This is a genomic window from Citrobacter sp. MGH105 (assembly GCF_001037485.2).
Lineage (GTDB): Bacteria > Pseudomonadota > Gammaproteobacteria > Enterobacterales > Enterobacteriaceae > Citrobacter > Citrobacter portucalensis.
Map to the genome: position 1 here is coordinate 650,620 of NZ_CP073048.1, position 20,514 is coordinate 671,133.

The 20,514-nt window shown below is 53.0% G+C and carries 16 protein-coding genes; 4 read left to right on the forward strand and 12 right to left on the reverse strand.

From position 1 onward, the window contains the following. Positions 1–23 precede the first annotated feature (23 nt). The 4 genes from mzrA to SK35_RS03185 form a co-directional block, all read right to left on the reverse strand. A complete protein-coding gene (mzrA, locus tag SK35_RS03170; protein ID WP_165690002.1) occupies positions 24–392 on the reverse strand; it encodes an EnvZ/OmpR regulon moderator MzrA in 369 nt (122 codons plus the stop codon). An 18-nt stretch (positions 393–410) separates the two neighbouring features. After that, the gene (gene yqjA, locus SK35_RS03175; protein ID WP_003828561.1) at positions 411–1,073 is read right to left on the reverse strand and encodes a DedA family general envelope maintenance protein YqjA; all 663 of its coding nucleotides are present in this window, start codon (positions 1,071–1,073) and stop codon (positions 411–413) included. 348 nt (positions 1,074–1,421) lie between these two features. Continuing rightward, positions 1,422–2,198, reverse strand: a complete 777-nt coding sequence (exuR, locus tag SK35_RS03180; RefSeq protein ID WP_003828559.1) for a transcriptional regulator ExuR — start codon at positions 2,196–2,198, stop codon at positions 1,422–1,424. A gap of 134 nt (positions 2,199–2,332) precedes the next feature. Continuing rightward, complete coding sequence (locus SK35_RS03185) at positions 2,333–3,634, reverse strand: MFS transporter (protein WP_048215487.1); 1,302 nt, start codon at positions 3,632–3,634, stop codon at positions 2,333–2,335. Between the two features lie 472 nt (positions 3,635–4,106). Here SK35_RS03185 and uxaC point away from each other — a divergent pair, with 472 nt between their 5' ends. The 3 genes from uxaC to SK35_RS03200 all read left to right on the forward strand — a co-directional run bounded on the left by uxaC (position 4,107) and on the right by SK35_RS03200 (position 7,715). Further along, a complete protein-coding gene (uxaC, locus tag SK35_RS03190) occupies positions 4,107–5,519 on the forward strand; it encodes a glucuronate isomerase (RefSeq protein ID WP_003024811.1) in 1,413 nt (470 codons plus the stop codon). 15 nt (positions 5,520–5,534) lie between these two features. Continuing rightward, complete coding sequence (locus tag SK35_RS03195; protein ID WP_048215488.1) at positions 5,535–7,022, forward strand: UxaA family hydrolase; 1,488 nt, start codon at positions 5,535–5,537, stop codon at positions 7,020–7,022. Positions 7,023–7,160: 138 nt separating this feature from the next. Then, a complete protein-coding gene (locus SK35_RS03200) occupies positions 7,161–7,715 on the forward strand; it encodes a YgjV family protein (protein ID WP_032945077.1) in 555 nt (184 codons plus the stop codon). Between the two features lie 16 nt (positions 7,716–7,731). Here the strand turns inward: SK35_RS03200 and sstT are convergent, their stop codons facing one another. The 4 genes from sstT to SK35_RS03220 form a co-directional block, all read right to left on the reverse strand. Then, the gene (gene sstT / locus SK35_RS03205) at positions 7,732–8,976 is read right to left on the reverse strand and encodes a serine/threonine transporter SstT (RefSeq protein ID WP_048215489.1); all 1,245 of its coding nucleotides are present in this window, start codon (positions 8,974–8,976) and stop codon (positions 7,732–7,734) included. A 242-nt stretch (positions 8,977–9,218) separates the two neighbouring features. Next, entirely contained in the window at positions 9,219–10,187 is a 969-nt protein-coding gene (locus SK35_RS03210; protein ID WP_048216385.1) for a TerC family protein, read from the reverse strand. A gap of 271 nt (positions 10,188–10,458) precedes the next feature. Beyond that, positions 10,459–11,457, reverse strand: a complete 999-nt coding sequence (locus SK35_RS03215) for a Gfo/Idh/MocA family protein (protein ID WP_048215490.1) — start codon at positions 11,455–11,457, stop codon at positions 10,459–10,461. A gap of 72 nt (positions 11,458–11,529) precedes the next feature. Further along, entirely contained in the window at positions 11,530–12,030 is a 501-nt protein-coding gene (locus SK35_RS03220) for a M48 metallopeptidase family protein (RefSeq protein WP_008785867.1), read from the reverse strand. Positions 12,031–12,112: 82 nt separating this feature from the next. Between SK35_RS03220 and rlmG the strand changes: the two genes are divergently transcribed. Then, positions 12,113–13,249, forward strand: a complete 1,137-nt coding sequence (rlmG, locus tag SK35_RS03225) for a 23S rRNA (guanine(1835)-N(2))-methyltransferase RlmG (protein WP_048215491.1) — start codon at positions 12,113–12,115, stop codon at positions 13,247–13,249. A gap of 53 nt (positions 13,250–13,302) precedes the next feature. Here the strand turns inward: rlmG and SK35_RS03230 are convergent, their stop codons facing one another. From SK35_RS03230 to SK35_RS03245, 4 genes are all read right to left on the reverse strand, one after another. Then, entirely contained in the window at positions 13,303–15,321 is a 2,019-nt protein-coding gene (locus SK35_RS03230; RefSeq protein ID WP_048215492.1) for an NADPH-dependent 2,4-dienoyl-CoA reductase, read from the reverse strand. Positions 15,322–15,550: 229 nt separating this feature from the next. Then, positions 15,551–17,902, reverse strand: a complete 2,352-nt coding sequence (gene ygjK, locus SK35_RS03235) for an alpha-glucosidase (RefSeq protein WP_048215493.1) — start codon at positions 17,900–17,902, stop codon at positions 15,551–15,553. 16 nt (positions 17,903–17,918) lie between these two features. Further along, complete coding sequence (gene ygjJ, locus SK35_RS03240; protein ID WP_032945071.1) at positions 17,919–18,980, reverse strand: protein YgjJ; 1,062 nt, start codon at positions 18,978–18,980, stop codon at positions 17,919–17,921. Between the two features lie 82 nt (positions 18,981–19,062). Next, positions 19,063–20,496, reverse strand: a complete 1,434-nt coding sequence (locus SK35_RS03245) for an amino acid permease (RefSeq protein ID WP_003828538.1) — start codon at positions 20,494–20,496, stop codon at positions 19,063–19,065. Positions 20,497–20,514 lie beyond the last annotated feature (18 nt).

A 20,514-nucleotide genomic window follows, 5' to 3' on the forward strand; every position in this document is an offset into this window, starting at 1 on the left:
GATCTAATTCAGATTCCTGGAAATTAACCAAAACGGTGTGGGGTCTCACGTAAGCGGGATAACCACTGAACCGCCTGATTATTTTCATCCTGCTGAGCGATAACGAAACCGTGCGGTAACGTTCGATCCAGTACGACTTTTGCCGCTGCGCTCTGCGCACTGGAATCAAAGGTAATCAGCAGGGCGTCATTTTGCGGAGTGATGCTTTTAAAACGAATGCCGTTGGCATCCAGGTGATGCCAGATAGAGAAGCCATCAGGCATGCTGGCTCCCTGGTTTACGGCGCGAATGGCAAGCGTTGACTCCTGCTGGCGAATGACCGACCAGGTCAGGAGCAACGCGCCGATGAACAACATAAAAGTGGTGGACCAGGCAAGTCGTCGGAGCGTTATGCATGATTTCAGCATAATTTACCCTCGGTTCCCGTATTTCTTTTTCCAAAGAACAACCAGTGAACCTGCCAGACCAAACACCAGTAACACCACAGGAAGCAGCATCAGGCAAGACATCAGCTGATCTTCATATTTGAGAAACACCGGTGTTTTGCCAAGCAGATAGCCCAACGATGTGAGAATAAGGACCCAAAGCAGTCCGCTCATCCAGTTGAAGAACTGAAAGCGCGCATTGTTCAGGCCGGACAATCCTGCGATGGTCGGCAGTAATGTTCTGACAAACGCGATAAAGCGACCGACCAGCAGCGCAGACAAGCCATGCTTATGGAACAGATGATGCGCACGCTGATGGTAATGTGCAGGAAGATGAGATAACCAGTTTTGCACTGTGCGGGTATTGCCCAACCATCGACCTTGTATATAGCTGAGCCAGCAACCGAGGCTGGCTGCGGTGGTGAGTAATAGCACCGTTTGCGGAAAACCCATTGCGCCTTTGGCAATAAGTACGCCGACCAGTACCAGCAAACTGTCGCCAGGTAAAAAGGCTGCTGGCAGCAGTCCGTTTTCCAGAAACAAAATGGTAAAGAGTACAAAATAGAGCATGCCAATCATGGAAGGATTGGCCAGCGTTTCAAAATCCTGAGCCCATAAAGCATTTAGTAATTGAGTCAGTAGTTCCATTCAATATTCCTGGAGAATCGGTTGTCGTCATGCCGGTTTTCTGGGTTTTGTAACACCACGATTTTATTAATATTTTTTACATGACTCGCGGTTTGATACAAATTCACGGCCTGAACTATTCCCTGTAAAGTTGTGAAGTTAGCAAGCTCTTAAATACAAAAATTCAAACAGCATCTAATTGTAACAAAGGTCAACGTAGTCCGTTATAGAAATTACGGTTGTTGAACTGTGATTTTGCTTATCGCAATGGAGGGTGGCGAGAGGATTTACACAGGCTGACATTTTATACCTAATGCTTACCAAGTGTCAGAAACAGGCGCGTGGTCGCGCCTGCATTGATAAGATTGTTTATTTTGCGCTGTTAGCCGCTGTATCGAGATGAACGACCGGATTTTCGGTAAATAGATAACGGTCCGCATTGAACTCAAAATCATCGCTGGTTTCGTTAAACAGCATCTGCTTCGTGTTCTCAAGATGCTGCCACATCGCCAGTTTGGCGGCATGAGGATCTTTGCGAATCAGCGCCCGAAGGATCTGGTCATGGTCATCACACCAGTTATCAACCGTGCGCAGGTCGATGTGGTCGTGCAGTTTCTTCCAGTAGGGGTTATGAATGCGCTGAGTCCACATTTTTTCAACAATCGCGGCCAGAGCCGAGTTCTGCGTTGCCAGGGCTACCTGCACATGGAACTGGAGATCCCACTCGGAGTCACGAAAGCTTTTTTCGTTACGTGATTTCTCCTGAATCTCCATCAGCTTCATGATGTCCTGTTTGGTCACCTGCGTGGCGGCAAACTCGGCAATGTTACTCTCAATGAGCTGACGCGCCTGGAGCAGTTCGAAAGGACCGTAGCTGGCGAATTCCAGGTTTTCATCTGGCGCGACATAGTGTCTGGGTTGGTTGGAAATGACGTGGATCCCCGATCCTTTGCGCACCTCAACGTAACCCTCTACCTCGAGCATGATAATTGCTTCACGAACCACGGTACGGCTGACATTTTTTTCATCGGCGATAAAGCGCTCGGCAGGGAGTTTGTCACCCACCAGATAGACGCCTTGCTCAATGCGTTCTTTCAGATCAGCTGCAAGTTGTTGGTACAAACGTCGTGGTTCGGTGATTTCCATATGCGCTCCAGGCATGATACGGCAGACTATATTTGTTATACCACTTTTGCGATTACTGCTCCACTCGCGGCGATAAAAAAGCCGCCAGATAACTGGCGGCTTCGCATTATATACCCTTGATGAAAAACAGCGGGTTAATTTTGCGGAGCAGGATCGCCAGTCTGTGATCCCGAGTCGACCTCGCTGGCCGATTTGTTCTGCAATACCGTCCAGATAACGAGTGCGCCGAGCAGGTCGAATACCGCCAGTACGGCGAACAGCGGGCTAAAGCCGATGGTGTCAGCCAGTGCGCCAACAACCAGTGCAAACAGCGTACTTGCAAGCCAGGCGGACATACCGGTCAGGCCGTTTGCCGTTGCCACTTCATTACGACCAAATACGTCAGAAGAAAGCGTAATCAGCGCACCGGACAGCGCCTGGTGAGCAAAGCCGCCGACGCACAGCAGGGCGATAGCAATGTACGGGCTGGTGAACAGACCAATCATCCCTGGGCCAATCATCAGCAATGCGCCCATGGTGACGACCATTTTACGTGAAACGATCAGGTTAACGCCGAACCAGCGCTGGAACAGCGGCGGTAAGTAGCCCCCAACGATACAGCCCAGGTCAGCAAACAGCATCGGCATCCAGGCAAACATCGCAATCTCTTTCAGGTTAAAGCCGTAGACTTTAAACATGAACAGCGGGATCCAGGCGTTGAAGGTACCCCAGGCCGGCTCAGCCAGGAAACGCGGCAGTGCGATGCCCCAGAACTGGCGGTTACGCAGGATCTGACCGAGCGACATTTTTTTCGAGGTGTTGTTTTTATGCTGTGATTCCTGACCATTCAGAATGTAATCACGTTCTTCATCAGACAGTTTTTTCTGGTCGCGCGGGTGTTTGTAGAACACAAGCCAGCACATCGCCCAGATGAAGCTCAGCGCACCGGAAATAATGAATGCCATCTGCCAGCTGTGCATGACGATTGCCCAGACGACCAGCGGCGGAGCAATCATCGCACCGATAGAAGAGCCGACGTTAAAGTACCCCACGGCAATTGAACGTTCTTTTGCCGGGAACCACTCAGAACTGGCTTTCAAACCCGCAGGGATCATTGCGGCTTCAGCGGCACCTACCGCGCCACGCGCCAGCGCCAGTCCACCCCAACTGCCAGCCAGTGCGGTCGCGCCACAGAAGACGGCCCACAGAACGGCGAACATCGCGTAACCAACTTTTGTGCCGAGCACATCGAGCACGTAGCCGGCAACGGGTTGCATTACGGTGTAAGCAGCAGAATACGCTGCGATGATATAGGAATACTGTTGAGTGGAGATGTGTAACTCTTCCATCAGAGTTGGCGCAGCTGCCGCCACAGTGTTACGTGTCAGGTAACCCAGCACGGTGCCAAGCGTCACCAGTGCAATCATGTACCAACGTAACCCTTTAATTTTACGCATGTAAAACCTCATCGTTTTGTTATGTCCGCGAACGAGCGGTCATCTTCCAGTTCAGGGCGGAGGATGTTCTTTTACGAGGGGGGACCGAAATAAAAGCCGGTACTCCCCGAACTTTGCCATGTCAATAATTGTGCTAATTCGGTTTCCGTACCGGTCAATCCGATGGTTATACATCGGTAATTTGCATTCCGTCGGCTTATGTATCGCGACGGCCAAAAGATAACTTGTCATACAGCTTTAAAAGGTGAGTGCCATCACAAAAGTGTGAATCTTCGTGTGGTCATTATTTCGATTCAGCAAAGCCAGCGCTGGCGCGGCTTGACGCGTGATTTACCTCTTTGAGAGTAATTTTTTTGTCACCATTTGTTGATCTAACTCACGAAAATATCTTCAGTGTATGGAAATTGGTGTGATAACTTTGTCAACATCAAAACATAAGCAATCTGACGCACTCGTTGAGAGGAAGACGATAATGACCCCGTTTATGACTGAAGATTTCCTGCTGGACACCGAATTTGCCCGCCGTCTGTACCATGATTACGCCAAAGACCAGCCGATCTTCGATTACCACTGCCATTTACCACCGCAACAAATCGCTGAAAACTACCGTTTTAATAACCTGTATGACATCTGGCTGAAGGGTGATCACTACAAATGGCGTGCGATGCGTACCAATGGCGTCGCTGAGCGCTTGTGTACCGGCGATGCGTCCGATCGCGAGAAGTTTGACGCATGGGCCGCCACGGTTCCGCACACTATCGGTAACCCGCTGTATCACTGGACGCACCTCGAATTACGTCGTCCGTTTGGTATTACAGGTAAGCTGCTTTCTCCTGCGACTGCTGATGAAATCTGGAACCAGTGCAACGAGCTGCTGGCGCAGGATAAATTCTCCGCGCGCGGCATCATGCAGCAGATGAATGTGAAAATGGTCGGCACTACCGATGACCCGATCGACTCTCTGGAGCATCATGCGGCCGTTGCTAAAGACGGAAGCTTTGATGTGAAAGTGCTGCCGAGCTGGCGTCCGGATAAAGCCTTTAACATTGAGCTGGCGACCTTTAATGACTACATGGCGAAGCTCGGTGAAGTGTCTGACACGGATATCCGCCGCTTCAGCGATCTGCAAGCTGCACTGACCAAACGTCTGGATCACTTTGCGGCTCACGGCTGTAAAGTTTCTGACCACGCGCTGGACGTGGTGCTGTTTGCCGAATCTAACGAATCTGAACTGGATAGCATTCTGGCGCGTCGCCTGGCGGGTGAAACCCTGAGTGAGCATGAAGTTGCCCAGTTTAAAACTGCCGTGCTGGTGTTCCTTGGTGCGGAATATGCTCGTCGCGAATGGGTACAGCAGTACCACATCGGCGCGCTGCGTAATAACAACCTGCGCCAGTTCAAACTGTTGGGCGCGGATGTTGGCTTCGACTCCATCAATGACCGTCCGATGGCTGAAGAACTGTCCAAACTGCTGAGCAAGCAGAATGAACAGAACCTGCTGCCGAAAACCATTCTCTACTGCCTGAACCCGCGTGATAACGAAGTGCTGGGCACCATGATCGGCAACTTCCAGGGCGAAGGTATGCCGGGCAAGATGCAGTTCGGTTCCGGCTGGTGGTTCAACGATCAGAAAGACGGGATGGAACGTCAGATGACGCAGCTGGCCCAGCTCGGCCTGCTGAGCCGTTTCGTCGGCATGCTGACCGATAGCCGTAGCTTCCTGTCATACACGCGCCATGAATACTTCCGTCGCATTCTGTGCCAGATGATTGGCCGTTGGGTTGCTGCAGGTGAAGCACCGGCAGATATCCAGTTGCTGGGTGAAATGGTCAGAAATATTTGCTTTAACAATGCGCGTGATTACTTCGCCATTGAACTGAACTAAGGCCCGGGTGAAGGTATGCAATACATCAAGATCCATGCGCTGGATAACGTCGCGGTAGCGCTCGCTGATTTGGCTGAAGGAACCGAAGTCACCGTTGATGGGCAGGCGGTAACCCTGCGTCAGGCGGTCTCTCGTGGCCACAAATTCGCTTTACGTGATATTGCGAAAGGCGAAAACGTCATTAAATACGGTTTGCCAATTGGTCATACGCTGGTGGACGTTGCGGCGGGTGAGCATATTCATGCTCACAACACGCGCACTAATCTGAGCGACCTGGACACGTATAGCTACCACCCTGATTTTCAGGCGGAAGTTGCACAACCGGTGGATCGCGATGTGCAGATCTACCGTCGTGCCAACGGCGATGTTGGCGTGCGCAACGAACTGTGGATCCTACCGACGGTTGGCTGTGTTAACGCCATGGCGCGCCAGATGCAGAACCGTTTTCTGAAAGAGACTAACGATGCCGAAGGAATCGACGGCGTACATCTCTTCAGCCACACCTACGGCTGTTCACAGCTCGGCGACGACCACATTAACACCCGCACCATGCTGCAAAACATGGTGCGTCACCCGAATGCGGGTGCGGTGCTGGTGGTTGGCCTTGGTTGTGAAAACAACCAGGTTGATGCCTTCCGTGAAACCTTAGGCGAGTACGATCCTGAGCGCGTTCACTTCATGGTCTGCCAACATCAGGAAGACGAAGTGGAAGCGGGGATTGAACATCTTCACCAGTTGTACAACGTGATGCGTAACGATAAGCGTGAGCCGGGTAAACTGGGTGAGCTGAAGTTTGGTCTGGAATGCGGCGGCTCTGACGGCCTGTCCGGTATTACCGCCAACCCGATGCTGGGGCGTTTTTCTGACTACGTGATTGCCAACGGCGGCACCACCGTACTGACCGAAGTACCGGAAATGTTCGGCGCCGAGCAACTGCTGATGGACCACTGCCGCGATGAAGAAACGTTCGGCAAGCTGGTCACCATGGTCAATGACTTCAAGCAGTACTTCATTGCTCACGACCAGCCGATCTACGAGAACCCATCGCCGGGCAACAAAGCGGGCGGTATCACCACGCTGGAAGATAAATCTCTCGGCTGCACGCAAAAAGCAGGCTCCAGCCAGGTGGTGGACGTACTGCGCTACGGCGAACGTCTGAAGACGCATGGTCTGAACCTGCTGAGCGCACCGGGTAACGATGCGGTGGCGACCAGTGCCCTGGCGGGCGCGGGCTGTCATATGGTGCTGTTCAGTACCGGTCGCGGTACGCCGTACGGTGGTTTTGTGCCGACGGTGAAAATTGCTACCAACAGCGAGCTGGCGGCGAAGAAAAAGCACTGGATCGACTTTGACGCTGGACAGTTGATCCACGGCAAAGCGATGCCGCAGTTACTGGAAGAATTTGTCGATACCATCGTCGAGTTCGCCAACGGCAAGCAAACCTGCAACGAGCGGAATGATTTTAGAGAGTTAGCGATATTTAAAAGCGGCGTAACGTTGTAGTAAATACCTGATGGTACCTGCATGCAGGTCTGCGCAAACCGTAGGCCTGATAAGCGCAGCGCCATCAGGCACAAACCGTTGCCGGATGGCGGCGAACTCGCCTAATCCGGCCTACGAGATAGAATTGGGGTTGCTTGCATGACCGCGTATTGGCTGGCCCAGGGCGTAGGTGTCATCGCCTTTCTGATCGGTATTACCACCTTTTTCAATCGCGATGAGCGCCGGTTCCGGCTGCAACTCGCCGTCTATAGCGCCACCATCGGCGTGCATTTTTTCCTGATGGGGGCCTGGCCTGCGGGAATGAGCGCAGAACTCAACACCATCCGCACACTTGTCTCAATGCATACCCGCAAACTGTGGGTAATGACCGTTTTTATTGTCCTCACCCTGGTTCTCGGGCTGGCGAAATTACAGCATGCGATGGAGCTGTTGCCGATAATTGGCACGCTGGCCAGCACCTGGGCGCTGTTTCGCTGCAAAGGGTTAACCGTACGCTGCGTCATGTGGTGCGCAACTGCCTGTTGGGTTATCCATAATTTCTGGCTGGGATCGATTGGTGGGACGATGATCGAAGGGAGTTTTCTGGTGATGAACGGCCTGAATATTATTCGCTTCCGGCGAATGCAAAAACGCGGAATTGATCCGTTCAAACTTGAAAAAAGCGTACAAGAAAAGAACCCCTCCGCCCGATGACGGAGGGGCGTAGAGATTATCCGCGCAGGGCGTTATTTGCCAGACGCTCGTCTTCTGCCTGGCAGGCTGCAGCGGTAAACAGGACGTCTGTAGAAGAGTTCAACGCCGTTTCACATGAGTCCTGCAATACGCCGATGATAAAGCCAACGGCAACAACCTGCATGGCGATGTCATTCGGGATACCGAACATGTTGCACGCCAGCGGGATCAGCAGCAGAGAACCGCCCGCCACGCCCGATGCACCACAGGCACACAGCGAAGCCACCACGCTCAGTAACAGCGCCGTCGGTAAATCAACCGGAACACCCAGCGTATTCACCGCCGCCAGCGTCAGTACGGTAATGGTGATCGCCGCGCCCGCCATATTGATGGTGGCTCCCAGCGGAATAGACACCGAATAGGTATCACGATCCAGATTCAGCTTCTCACACAGCGCCATGTTCACCGGAATATTTGCTGCCGAACTGCGGGTAAAGAAGGCATACACGCCGCTTTCACGCAGACAGGCCAGCACCAGAGGGTACGGGTTACGGCGAATTTTCCAGAAGACCAGCAGTGGGTTAACCACAAATGCCACCAGCAGCATACAGCCTACCAGTACGGTCAGCAGTTGGGCGTAGCCCCAAAGCGTGGCGAAACCGGTGGTTGCCAGCGTGGAGGAGACCAGACCAAAGATACCGATTGGCGCGAAACGAATCACCAGCTTCACCATAAAGGTGACGGCGTTGGACATATCATTGACCAGATTTTTGGTCGTTTCATTGCCGTGGCGCAGCGCAAAGCCCAGGCCGACAGCCCATACCAGAATACCAATATAGTTGGCGTTCAGCAGAGCATCAATTGGGTTAGAAACCATGCTCATCAGCAGGCTACGCATCACTTCAACAATCCCGGATGGCGGTACGATATCCCCCGCGCTGCTGGAAAGATGCAGTGTTGATGGGAAAGCAAAGCTGAAGACAACGGCGGTTAATGCCGCTGAAAATGTTCCGAGCAGGTAGAGGAACAGAATGGGGCGGATATTGGTTTTTTGCCCGTGCTGGTGGTTGGCGATAGAAGCCATCACCAGCATCAGAACCAGAATTGGCGCGACGGCTTTTAATGCGCCGACGAACAGCGTACCCAGCAGACCAACGGCTTCTGCCGCAGGCTTTGACACCAGTGCCAGTAAAATCCCCAGTACCAAACCGATCAAAATTTGTTTAACCAGGCTCCCTTGCGCCAAACGCGAGAGTAGCCCCGATGAACGTTGCGTAGTCATGTAGTAATCCTTTCATTGTGTTGTTGCCTTACCTTTGTGCGTTCTGTTGACGCATCTTTCAGGATCGGGCAAATGTTTGCATGGCTGAGTATAAGGAAAGAACGCGGTTCGGGAAGCGAAATATCCTGGATTCCGCGTTGAGATCATATTTTATAACTTTAACTTAACATTATTTTGACATGATAAATAAAAAGCCCGACGCACGAAGTGTGCTGTCGGGCTTTTCAGCTAGCAGATGAAACTTACTGTATTTGCTGCTTTTTATCGTGCTGGTGGTTGACCCACGCGTTAACAACCAGCGTCACAAACAGAATGCCAAATACCACGCCTAACGAGATAGCGATCGGGATATGGTAAAAATCGACGATCAGCATCTTAATACCGATAAACACCAGAATGACCGACAAGCCGTACTTCAGCATGGAGAAACGCTCCGCCACGCCCGCCAGCAGGAAGTACATCGCACGCAGACCCAAAATAGCAAACAGGTTCGAGGTCAGCACGATGAACGGGTCGGTGGTCACGGCAAAGATAGCCGGAATACTGTCGACGGCAAAAATCACATCGCTCAGCTCAACCAGAATCAACACCAGCATCAGCGGCGTAACAAACAGCAGGCCGTTTTTACGCACGAAGAATTTTTCATCTTCGATGGTATCGGTCATGCGCAAATGACCGCGCAGCCAGCGTACTAACGGTCTGTCGCCAATACCGGAGGCATCTTCTTTCGCCAGCGCCATCTTCACGCCGGTAAACAACAGGAACGCGCCGAACACGTACAACAGCCACTCAAACTGGGTGATAAGCCAACTGCCGGCGAAGATCATGATCGTACGCAGCACAATCGCACCCAGCACGCCATACACCAGTACCCGACGCTGCAACGCAGGCGGTACGGAGAAGTAGCTGAACAGCATCAACCAGACAAAGACGTTATCTACCGCCAGCGATTTTTCGATCAAATAGCCGGTCAGGAACGCCAGCGCCTGTGGGTCGGCAACGGCGCGCCCCTGGGTTTCCGCCAGGTACCACCAGAAGGCGGCGTTAAACAGTAACGACAGCGTTACCCAGACGATAGACCAGGCTGCAGCCTGCTTCATTGACATCGTATGCGCGCCACGACGACCCTGTAACAGCAGGTCGATGGCCAGCATAATTACCACTACGACAGCGAAGCCACCCCATAACAACGGTGTGCCGACAGTATTCATTGTATTTCCCCATGCATAAAAAAAACGGCCAACGCCGAATGACGTTAGCCGCTGCTTTTTATGCATAGACCTTGCCATTCGGCAAGGTCTCACTTACAACAACAAAGGAATACGGTGGCGTATTCCTTTGTTATCGCCCGGTGACCGGATGTGGTTTTTCACACATCGTAATGACGATCAACCGACAACGAAGTTACTCCCCTTTGCGGGTTACAAAATATTACAGGCCATGCATTCAGTCAATGGCCTGCAACATTCGTTTTACACACCTTTACGCAGTCAGCGATGTTTCCGCTTCGTCTGCCGGGAAAACCACGCCGGTCTGGCGGCGAATCTCCGTTTGCAGTTTGGCGGTGATACAGCTGACGGCCAGTGCCGGGTGATCCACTTCGTCGGATTCAACCAAATGGGCAAAAGCCTCTGCCTCATACAGCATAGTATTGATGTGTTGAGGCGTCGTCAGATCCTGCGTTTTCCCACCGCGTGGCACGAAGCACACCTTTTGGCATTCGGAGATATGCTCGATGACCAGCGATCCCGACTCGCCCTGAATTTCACTGGCTAATACCGAGTCGCTTACTTTTGAGTGCTGGAGCGTAACGCTGAAATCACCGTAATTCAGCACCACCACGCCGTGGGCATCCACGCCACTTTCCAGCAGGCTGGCGCTGGCCTGAACGCTCAGCGGTTCGCCCCACAGCGCAACCGCTGAGGCCAGGCAGTAAAAACCGATATCCATAATCGAGCCATTGGAGAATGCCGGATTAAACGTGTTCGGATTTTCACCGTCCAGATAGCGCTGGTAACGCGAGGAGTACTGGCAGTAATTGATAAACGCTTTCCTGATTTTTCCTACTCTGGGTAGTGATTGCTGTAACAGCAGGAAATTAGGCAGGTAGGCGGTTTTAAACGCTTCAAACAGCACGACCTGATTCTCACGCGCGCAGGCGATAGCGGCTTCGGCTTGCGCCAGATTGGAGGCCAGCGGCTTTTCGCAAATAACATGCTTTTTGTGCCGCAAAAACAGCTCGGTCTGTGGAAAGTGCAGGGAGTTCGGGCTGGCGATATAGACAGCGTCGATTGCCTCGCTTTGCGCCATCGCTTCCAGTGAGGTAAACAGATGTTCGACAGGGTAATCGTTGGCGAAGGTCTGTGCCTGCTCAAGGCTACGGGAATAGACTGCGGTTAACTTATACTTGCCGGTTTCATGGGCGGCATCGACAAACTGGCGGGTGATCCAGTTTGTGCCAATTACTGCGAAACGTATCATAAAGGCCTTCAGGCTGCGAAAAGGGATTCTTTTGTCAATTTAGCATGCCCTGAAGACAAAGCCAGTGCGCGACTACGCAGTTTGCTTTAACGATTGTTGCGTTAACCACAGGCGGGTATCGAACTCCAGTTGATGATACTGAGGCTCCATATGACAGCAAAGCTGGTAAAACGCTTTGTCATGTTCTTTTTCTTTCAGATGCGCCAGTTCATGAACGACGATCATGCGTAAAAAGGGTTCTGGGGCGCTGCGAAACACGGTGGCGACGCGGATCTCCGCTTTGGCTTTGAGCTTACCGCCCTGCACGCGAGAGACGGCGGTATGCAGCCCAAGTGCATTCTTCAGAACGTGGATCTTGCTGTCATACATGACTTTATTCAGCGGCGGGGCGTTACGCAGAAACTGATTTTTCAGATCCTGGGTATATTGCCAGAGCGCTTTGTCGGTCGCGAAGTCATGCGTACCCGGATAGCGCTTCTCCAGCACTGCGCCCAGGCGCTGCTCAGCAATCAGCGTTCTCACTTGAGAAAGCAAATGTTCCGGGTAGCCCTGGAGGTAAGTTAGTTGGTTCATTCATGTCCACGCAAATCATAAAAGTGTATACTCACGCACCCTTTTCAGGGATACGCCGAAATTTTACCATTCAGGAGGGCCGATGAGCCACATAGACAACGGTTTCCGTTCGCTGTCACTTAAACGTTTCCCGGAAACGGATGACGTTAACCCGCTGCTGGCGTGGGAAGCTGCAGATGAATATCTGCTGCAACAGCTGGACGATACCGAGATTAGCGGCCCGGTGCTGATCCTGAATGATACCTTCGGCGCGCTGGGCTGTGCGCTGGCGGAACATACGCCGTACAGCATCGGCGATTCCTATCTCAGCGAGCTTGCCACGCGCGAGAACCTGCGTCACAACGATATTGCCGAGTCGAGCGTCAAGTTCCTCGACAGTACCGCTGACTATCCGCAGGCGCCGGGCGTGGTGCTGATTAAGCTGCCAAAAACCATGGCGCTGCTGGAGCAGCAACTGCGTGCGCTGCGCGAAGTGGTAACGCCAGAAACGCGCATCATCGCCGGGGCAAAAGCGCGTGATGTACATACCTCGACGCTGGAACTGTTTGAAAAAGTGCTGGGTCCAACCACCACGACGCTGGCGTGGAAAAAAGCCCGATTGATCAACTGTACGTTCAGCAAACCGGAGCTGGCCGCTGCCTCGCAAACGCTAAGCTGGAAGCTGGAAGGCACCGACTGGACTATCCATAACCACGCCAACGTCTTCTCCCGTACCGGGCTGGATATCGGCGCGCGCTTTTTTATCGAGCATCTGCCGGAAAACCTCGAAGGGGAGATTGTTGATCTCGGCTGCGGCAACGGCGTCATCGGTATGACGCTGCTGGCGAAAAACCCTGAAGCCAGTGTGGTGTTTGTTGATGAATCGCCAATGGCGGTGGCTTCAAGCCGCCTGAACGTGGAAAGTAACATGCCTGAAGCGTCGGATCGCTGCGAGTTTATGATTAACAACGCGCTGTCTGGCGTTGAACCGTTTCGCTTTAACGCTGTGCTGTGCAACCCACCGTTCCACCAGAAGCACGCGCTGACGGATAACATTGCCTGGGAAATGTTCCACCATGCCCGCCGCTGCCTGAAAATCAACGGTGAGTTGTATATTGTGGCTAACCGTCACCTCGACTACTTCCACAAGCTGAAGAAGATTTTCGGCAATTGCGTAACCATCGCCACCAATAATAAATTCGTGGTGCTGAAAGCGGTCAAAACCGGTCGCCGTCGGTAATAGCGGGTGCCGGATGCGGCTAACGCCTTATCCGGCCTACGAAAGATATAACGTTAAATTTCCAGTGCCAGTCGGGTGCCCTGCGCAATGGCGCGTCGGGCATCCAGTTCCATCGCCACATCGCAGCCGCCGATCAGATGCACCGTTTTACCAGCCGCGTGCAGCGGATCGACCAGCTCACGGCGCGGCTCTTGTCCGGCACAAATCACCACGTTATCCACGTTAAAGATCAGCTGTTCACCGTTCAACACAACGTGTAACCCATCATCATCAATCTTCTGATAGCTGACTGCCGGGATCATTTTCACGCCGCGTGAGAGCAGGGTGGCGCGATGGATCCAGCCCGTCGTTTTACCTAAACCTTGTCCCGGTTTGCTGGCTTTGCGCTGTAACATCACTATCTGGCGCGGGCTGCGGGATAAGTGCGGGCCTTCCGGGCGTAAGCCGCCAGGCTGTTGCAGACTGGTGTCGATCCCCCATTCCACGCAGAACTCCGCAATGTTCTGGCTGGTGGGTTCACCGGGTTGACTCAGATACATTGCGGTATCAAAACCGATCCCGCCGCAGCCCACGATCGCCACGCGTTTACCCACTGGCGTTTTATCGCGCAGAACGTCGAGATAGCTCAGTACCTTAGGATGATCGATCCCCTCGATCGGCGGCATACGAGGCTCGATCCCACTGGCAAGGATCACTTCGTCGAAAGTGTGCAGATCGTGTGCGCTGACAAAGTGATTCAGCTTTAGGGTCACGCCAGTCACGTCGATCATCCGACGGTAGTAGCGCAGGGTTTCATAGAATTCTTCTTTGCCGGGGATCTGTTTGGCGATATTAAACTGCCCGCCAATCTCGCCATGTGCGTCAAATAGCGTCACGTGATGCCCGCGCGCTGCGGCATTAATGGCGAAGGCGAGGCCCGCAGGACCCGCACCGACAACCGCCAGATTCTTTGGCGTAGCTGCCGCAACAATCGGCATTTTGGTTTCATGGCAAGCGCGCGGATTGACCAGGCAAGAGGTGACTTTGCCGACGAAGATCTGATCCAGACAGGCCTGGTTACAGCCGATACAGGTGTTGATCTCATCCGCTCGTCCGGTTTGCGCTTTTGACAGCAGCTCGGCATCGGCGAGGAACGGACGGGCCATCGACACCATATCGGCATCGCCTTGGGCCAGAATGTCATCGGCGACCTGGGGGTCGTTAATGCGGTTGGTGGTGACCAGTGGGATTGTCACATGCCCTTTTAGCTTACGCGTCACCCAACTAAACGCGCCGCGCGGTACCGGGGTAGCGATAGTGGGAATACGCGCCTCATGCCAGCCAATACCGGTGTTAATAATGGTGGCCCCCGCGGCTTCTATAGCCTGCGCCAGCTGAACGGTTTCGTCGAAGGTTCCGCCGTTTTCCACCAGATCGAGCATCGACAGGCGGAAGATAATAATAAAGTCATTCCCGGCACGCTGACGTACCGCTCGCACCACCTCAACGGCAAACCGCATGCGGTTGGCATACTCACCACCCCATTGGTCATCGCGCTGGTTGGTACGCAGGGTCAGGAATTCGTTGATGAGATACCCTTCCGACCCCATCACTTCCACGCCATCGTAGCCCGCTTCCCGCGCCAGCTGTGCGCAGTGGGCAAAATCTTCAATCAACTGCAGCACTTCATCGTGCGTTAATTCATGTGGCGTAAAGCGGTTAATGGGTGCCTGAATAGCAGAAGGTGCCACCAGATGCGGCTGGTAGCTGTAACGTCCGGTGTGCAGGATCTGCAGGGCGATTTTACCGCCTTCATCATGCACAGCATCAGTAATGACTCGATGGTGAGCAAGCTGGCTGGTGTCGTTCAGCATCGCACCGCCTTCCATTCCCACGCCGGAAAGCGCAGGCGCAATGCCTCCACTCACAATTAACGCTACGCCGTGACGGGCGCGCTCGGCGTAGAACGCGGCCAGCCGTTCTGCACCATCGGGATACTCTTCCAGCCCGGTATGCATTGAACCCATCAGCACGCGGTTTTTAAGCGTGGTGAAGCCTAAATCGAGCGGGGCGAACAGCGACGGATAGCTCATAAAGGTGTCCAGTATGTAAAATTATTGTTATGTGGTCGGATGAGTTAATAATTTAGCCGTCGCCGCGTAAAAGGGAAAAGGGGAATGCCGTGATTGTGATGGGATTCAAAAAAGGAGTGGAGCCAGAGGACGAATATGCCGGATATCGGTGCAAGCACCTAATCCGGCCTGTGAAAATGTGTCTTTGTAGGCCGGATAAGCGAAGCGCCATCCGGCGTTATGTCACAGATTACTGTTTTTTAAGAAAATCGTTATACAGCATATAGAGATGCGCCGCGCTCCAGGAGAAGTTCGGTGCGCCCTGCTGTGCGCCGGTCAATGGGTTATAGTTTTCCTGAATCGGACCGTCAGCGGTGAGGCCTTTGGCGTGGCTGAAGAAGGTATCCGCCAGTTTTAACGCTTCATCGCGATAGCCGTAACGCTCCATCCCTTTTAGCCCGAACCAGAACTGATCCACCCAGACGCGCCCGCGCCAGTAGATATCCGCGCCGAAAGCCGGGTTGGTCAGCGCCGCCGTGCCAAGCGGGACAAAGGTGTTGAACTCTTTGGGGTCGAGCATCACCTTAACCACCGCGTCCGCATGGGGCTGCGTTGCTGCGCCGTTAAACAGCGGCGACCAGCCTTCCGGCCCTTTGCCACGTTCGACGATCGGTTTACCCGCACAGCCGTTTGCCAGCGGTTGGTCCTCAATACGAACGTCATAATAGAATTTTGTTGTCGGGTCGAACATGCAGGTGTTGATGTAATCTGCGAGTTTTTGCGCCAACTGGCGATAGCGTTGCGCCTCTTGGTGTTTGCCGAGCAGGGTTGCCATCTGCGCCAGATAATGGTTGTCGCTGTACATGTAGCTGGCCTGATCGACTGACTCCTGCAACAGCGAGTAACCCAGCAAATTACCGTCTTTACTGCGATTTTCGGCAAATTTCACCACCCAGTCGCTGCGTTTTCCACCACCCGCGACGTATTTATCCAGTTGATCTTTATCGATAAAACCGAATACAGCCGCATCGTCACGACCGGACTCCCACGAGGCGGCAACCTGCGCTGGGATCTCCAGGCTGTCATACTGACCCTTATCGATCACAGTGGCGTAGTTGTTAAGCCCGGAGAGCGTTTCTTCCTTGTCGCCTTTTTTCACCGTAAACAACATTTCGCCGCGGTCAGTATTGTGGGCTTTATCGCGGGTAGCGCCGTATTCCGGCACGCCGTTGCCGTTATGATCGCGGTTACGCAGCCACCAGTCGTGATACGCAACCAGCTTTGGATACATCTCTTCGAGCCAGGCCTTGTCTTTGGTGACGTTGTAGACCTCCATCACCGACCAGGCCGCCAGGCTGGGCTTGGTGTTGCGCTCGTTCCAGTTACCGCCGTCGCCGCCGCGTTCCGGGCTGAGATTCCAGGCAATCAGGTCGGGAATGAATCCGGCATCCTGCGGGCGAACCGGATCACCGGGTTTAACCTGCCATGAAAAGACGGCGCGAATATTCTCTTTGGCGATCTCCGGGTTAAAGTGCGCCATGGCGAAGGCTTGTTTCCAGGTGTCCCACGGCCAGGTTTGGTTGCCGGAGAACCAGCGGCCGGTGACCGATGGCGTCACGGTATTGTGTTTTACCGCACCGCCTGGCGAGCGCCAGTTGCCGTTCAGCGTTTCAATAGCTTTTACCGCGACCCGGGTTTGTTCCGTTGTGGCATCCGGGTTAGTTAAGCCTTTTTGCAGATAATCTGCCCAGCGCTTTTGTGATGCAGCAAGATACCAGGCCGGGCGCGCCAGAATATCGCGGATCTGCGGCTGCTCTTTCGCCACATCCTCGGCGGTAAGCAGATGAGACCAGGTGGTGTAAATGGTTGTCGAACCACTGATATGGGCCTTCCCCGTAAAGCGATGACCGTTAACCGTGGTTTTCATAGCGACAGATTTATGCACCTGATACTCCGACTCACCGGAGGTGAGCAGATCCCAGGTTGAGCGCACTTTGCCGAAGGTGACTTTCAGACCGTCGTGCGTGGCGGTGATTTTGCGCTGATAGCCAGGGAATTCGCTATCAATGGTTTTATCCGACAGCGCTTTTCCCTCTTTGGCTTCCAGTTTCTCCAGCAGCTCGCCGTCCCACACCAGATCCAGCGGCGTGTTGCTGGTGATTTTGGTTTCCAGCAGCGAGGTGCGCGGGCTGGCAAAACGCAGCGTCATCTCTATTTGCACATGCTTAGATGACAGCTTTTGCACCAGCGCGCCGGGAATGCTGTAGGCCTCAAGCGCGAAATCGACCTTTTTACCGTGCTGGTACACCGTCAGACGGTCAAAATTATTGGCCATAAAATTGATGTATTCTTCGGTCAGCAACGCCACGCCTGGAAAACCACCCATCGTTGCAGGGCCGTCCGGGAGCAAATGACCGTGCCAGGCGCCGAGATCGAAAAATGGATTAAAGCGCTGGTGGTCGTCGTGATCGTAGTCATGCATGTAGCCCGGCGCACCGGTGCGATTAATGATGTTTTTAAAGTCGTTAGCACTGGCGGCATGTGCGGAGAAGTTCATCAGCAGGATACAGGCCAGCGGCGTAAGAATAGGTTTCATGTTCATGGTATTCCGGTCCTTGTTACCAATAGAAATATTGCATCAGGAAGATTTGGTCGCTCGGGTCGCCGGATGCATTCTGCATATAGAACCGACTGTCGAAGGCGGTAGCGAAACGGCCGCCGCCGTATTCATACCAGATACCGAACTGCATAAAGGAAGTGGTTTCGTCCTCGGCGCGATCCGGTCGGTGTTTGGCGTAGCTATAAGCAGTGGAGAGGTAAACGCCTTTTAGTGCTTCATACATTGCGCTGACCATATAGCCGGTTTCGGTGCCGGACACATCCAGCCCGTCGGCGCGGCCCGTGTGGTGCCAGGCACGGGCGGCGAAGTTGGGCGAAAGGATGCCGGTCAGGAACAGCTGTCCGGTACCATCTGTGATCTCCAGGCCGTTCATCCAGGTTACGCCTTCAGTCAGGTCGTACTGGATATAGCCGTTCATCATGGCCGGATAGGTATATTTATCGTCGTAGCGATCGTATTTACCAAAGTGCAGCCAGGCTTTGCTCTCGTCGTGGTGTCCGGCGGGCGTTGCTGTCACGCTGTAGCGCAAAGGACCGGTCAGGTTTTGCACCTTAATGGCAGTCATGATGTCACGGGTGTTGGGAATAACGTAGCCCAGGTCTGGAGTGAAATCCCCCCACCATTGCAGGTCATCCAGCGAAGAGTCCTGGCGCAGGCTGAGCATCAGCTCCGTTCCGTCATTGGTACGATAACCGCCGTAAAAGCGGTTGATCCCGCCCTCGAATCCGCCCCAGCTATGGTCAGGAACCCAGGCATTGCCCTGATGGTCGGCCTGCACGGTCCAGCCCTCGCCGTAGATCAGACCAAACCAAGAGCCGTGTTTTATCTCCAGGCCACCTTCTATATAGGTACCATCACTGTATTTATGTTTGTCTTGTCCTTCTAAATCCATATATCCCCCCATGCCCAATTCGCCATAAAAGCGAAATGAGGGGGAAGATATTTCTGGCGTTTTCGTGTCGTCGTGTTCTGCAGGGCGAACTTCTTCTGCACCCAGAGAGGAGACGCAGAAAAAGGGCAGGGCAATAATTGCCCTGCAACAATGGCTAATGTTTTTCATGCTTCGATCCTAAGCAAATAAAATTTAATTTTTATTGTTATAGCCTTGGCGAATATTGTTTATTGTTATTATGTTTTAGTCATTAATTGATATCTGAAGCAGGGGCTGCCTCAATAGCTTTTTCTTCTTTGGTTAGCCCTTTGATATATTTACTGTATTTCCACCAGGCAAAACCGAGGAAAATAACAATCCCACCGACGTTATAGAAAATAATGGTCATGATATTGCCGCCGGTTGGGAAGGTAGAGGCAATAAATCCGATGGTGAAAAGAACGATCAGCATCGACACTACAACAATGCCGGTTTTTTGCGAACCCATACGGAAGTCGCGCGGTAAGTGGTCCAGTTTTGCACGCAGATTCAGGTAAGCCAGCATAATAAACAGCGGCGGCAGCATCGAGGCGGCGGCGGTCATGTTGATGATAGTGTTCATTAAATCCTGCACGGTATTGGAGCCGAGCGTCGGGATAATCATCAGCGGGATAACGATCAGGAACTGGATCCATGCTGCACGGGCCGGGACGCCGTTTTCATTCAGTTCGACGGTTTTTTTACCGAAAATACCCGCCGGAATTTCAGAGAAGAAGATCTTCACCGGCGTTGCGGTCCACATCAGCAGGGAGCCGAACATCGCGGTAAAGGAGACCAGGCCGACAAAGCGGTTAACGACCAGCTCCGGCAGGCCGAAATATGCCGCTAGGCCGTGGAATACCTGCACCGATCCACCGGTAAACTTCAGCTCTTTGCTGCTGACGAAGACGTTAATCAACACCGAGGAGATGGAATAGAGCACGCCGATAAAAATTCCGGCAATGATAATGACCTTCACGAACGATTTGGAGCCGCCCTTGACGTCGTTGACGTAAACCGCCACCGACTCCGCGCCGCCTGCCGCCATAAAAATCCAGGTGGTGATACCGAGGAAGGCCCAGTTAAAATTCGGGATCATTGCGTCTACGGTGATAGGGTCAGCAGGCTGTACGCCGCCAACCAGCGCCGTACCTGCCAGTAAAATATAGGACAGCGTCAGCAGCAGCATCAACGTGGAGGTGACCGAGGTAATCGGCCCTAACATTTTTGCACCATTGGTCGAAACCCAGGTGGAGAAGGCAAACAGCACCATACTTAACACGGTGGTTGCGAACGGCGTCAGAATGTATTCGTAGCCTAAAAAAGCATATGAGGCGTAGGCAATAACGCGGGGCAAAAGCGAGGTAAAAAAGAACAGGTTAACGAACCAGTAGGTGTAGGCAGTAATAAATGCCCAACGTCCACCCAGCGAACTTTTTACCCATGCGTAGACACCGGCTTCGGAGTTTTTATTCAGCGAAACAAATTCGGCGATGATTAAGCAAAACGGAATAAAGTAGAAAATCGTCGCGAGGAAAAACATCGGTGCGGATGCCAGACCAAGCTCAATATTATTGTTGATTACGTTATTAAAACTATAAACCGCGGCAAAGGTGAGTGAAAGTAAGCCGAACTTGCCGATGGTATTACGTTTGGTATCAGACATAGCACATCTCCGATTCCT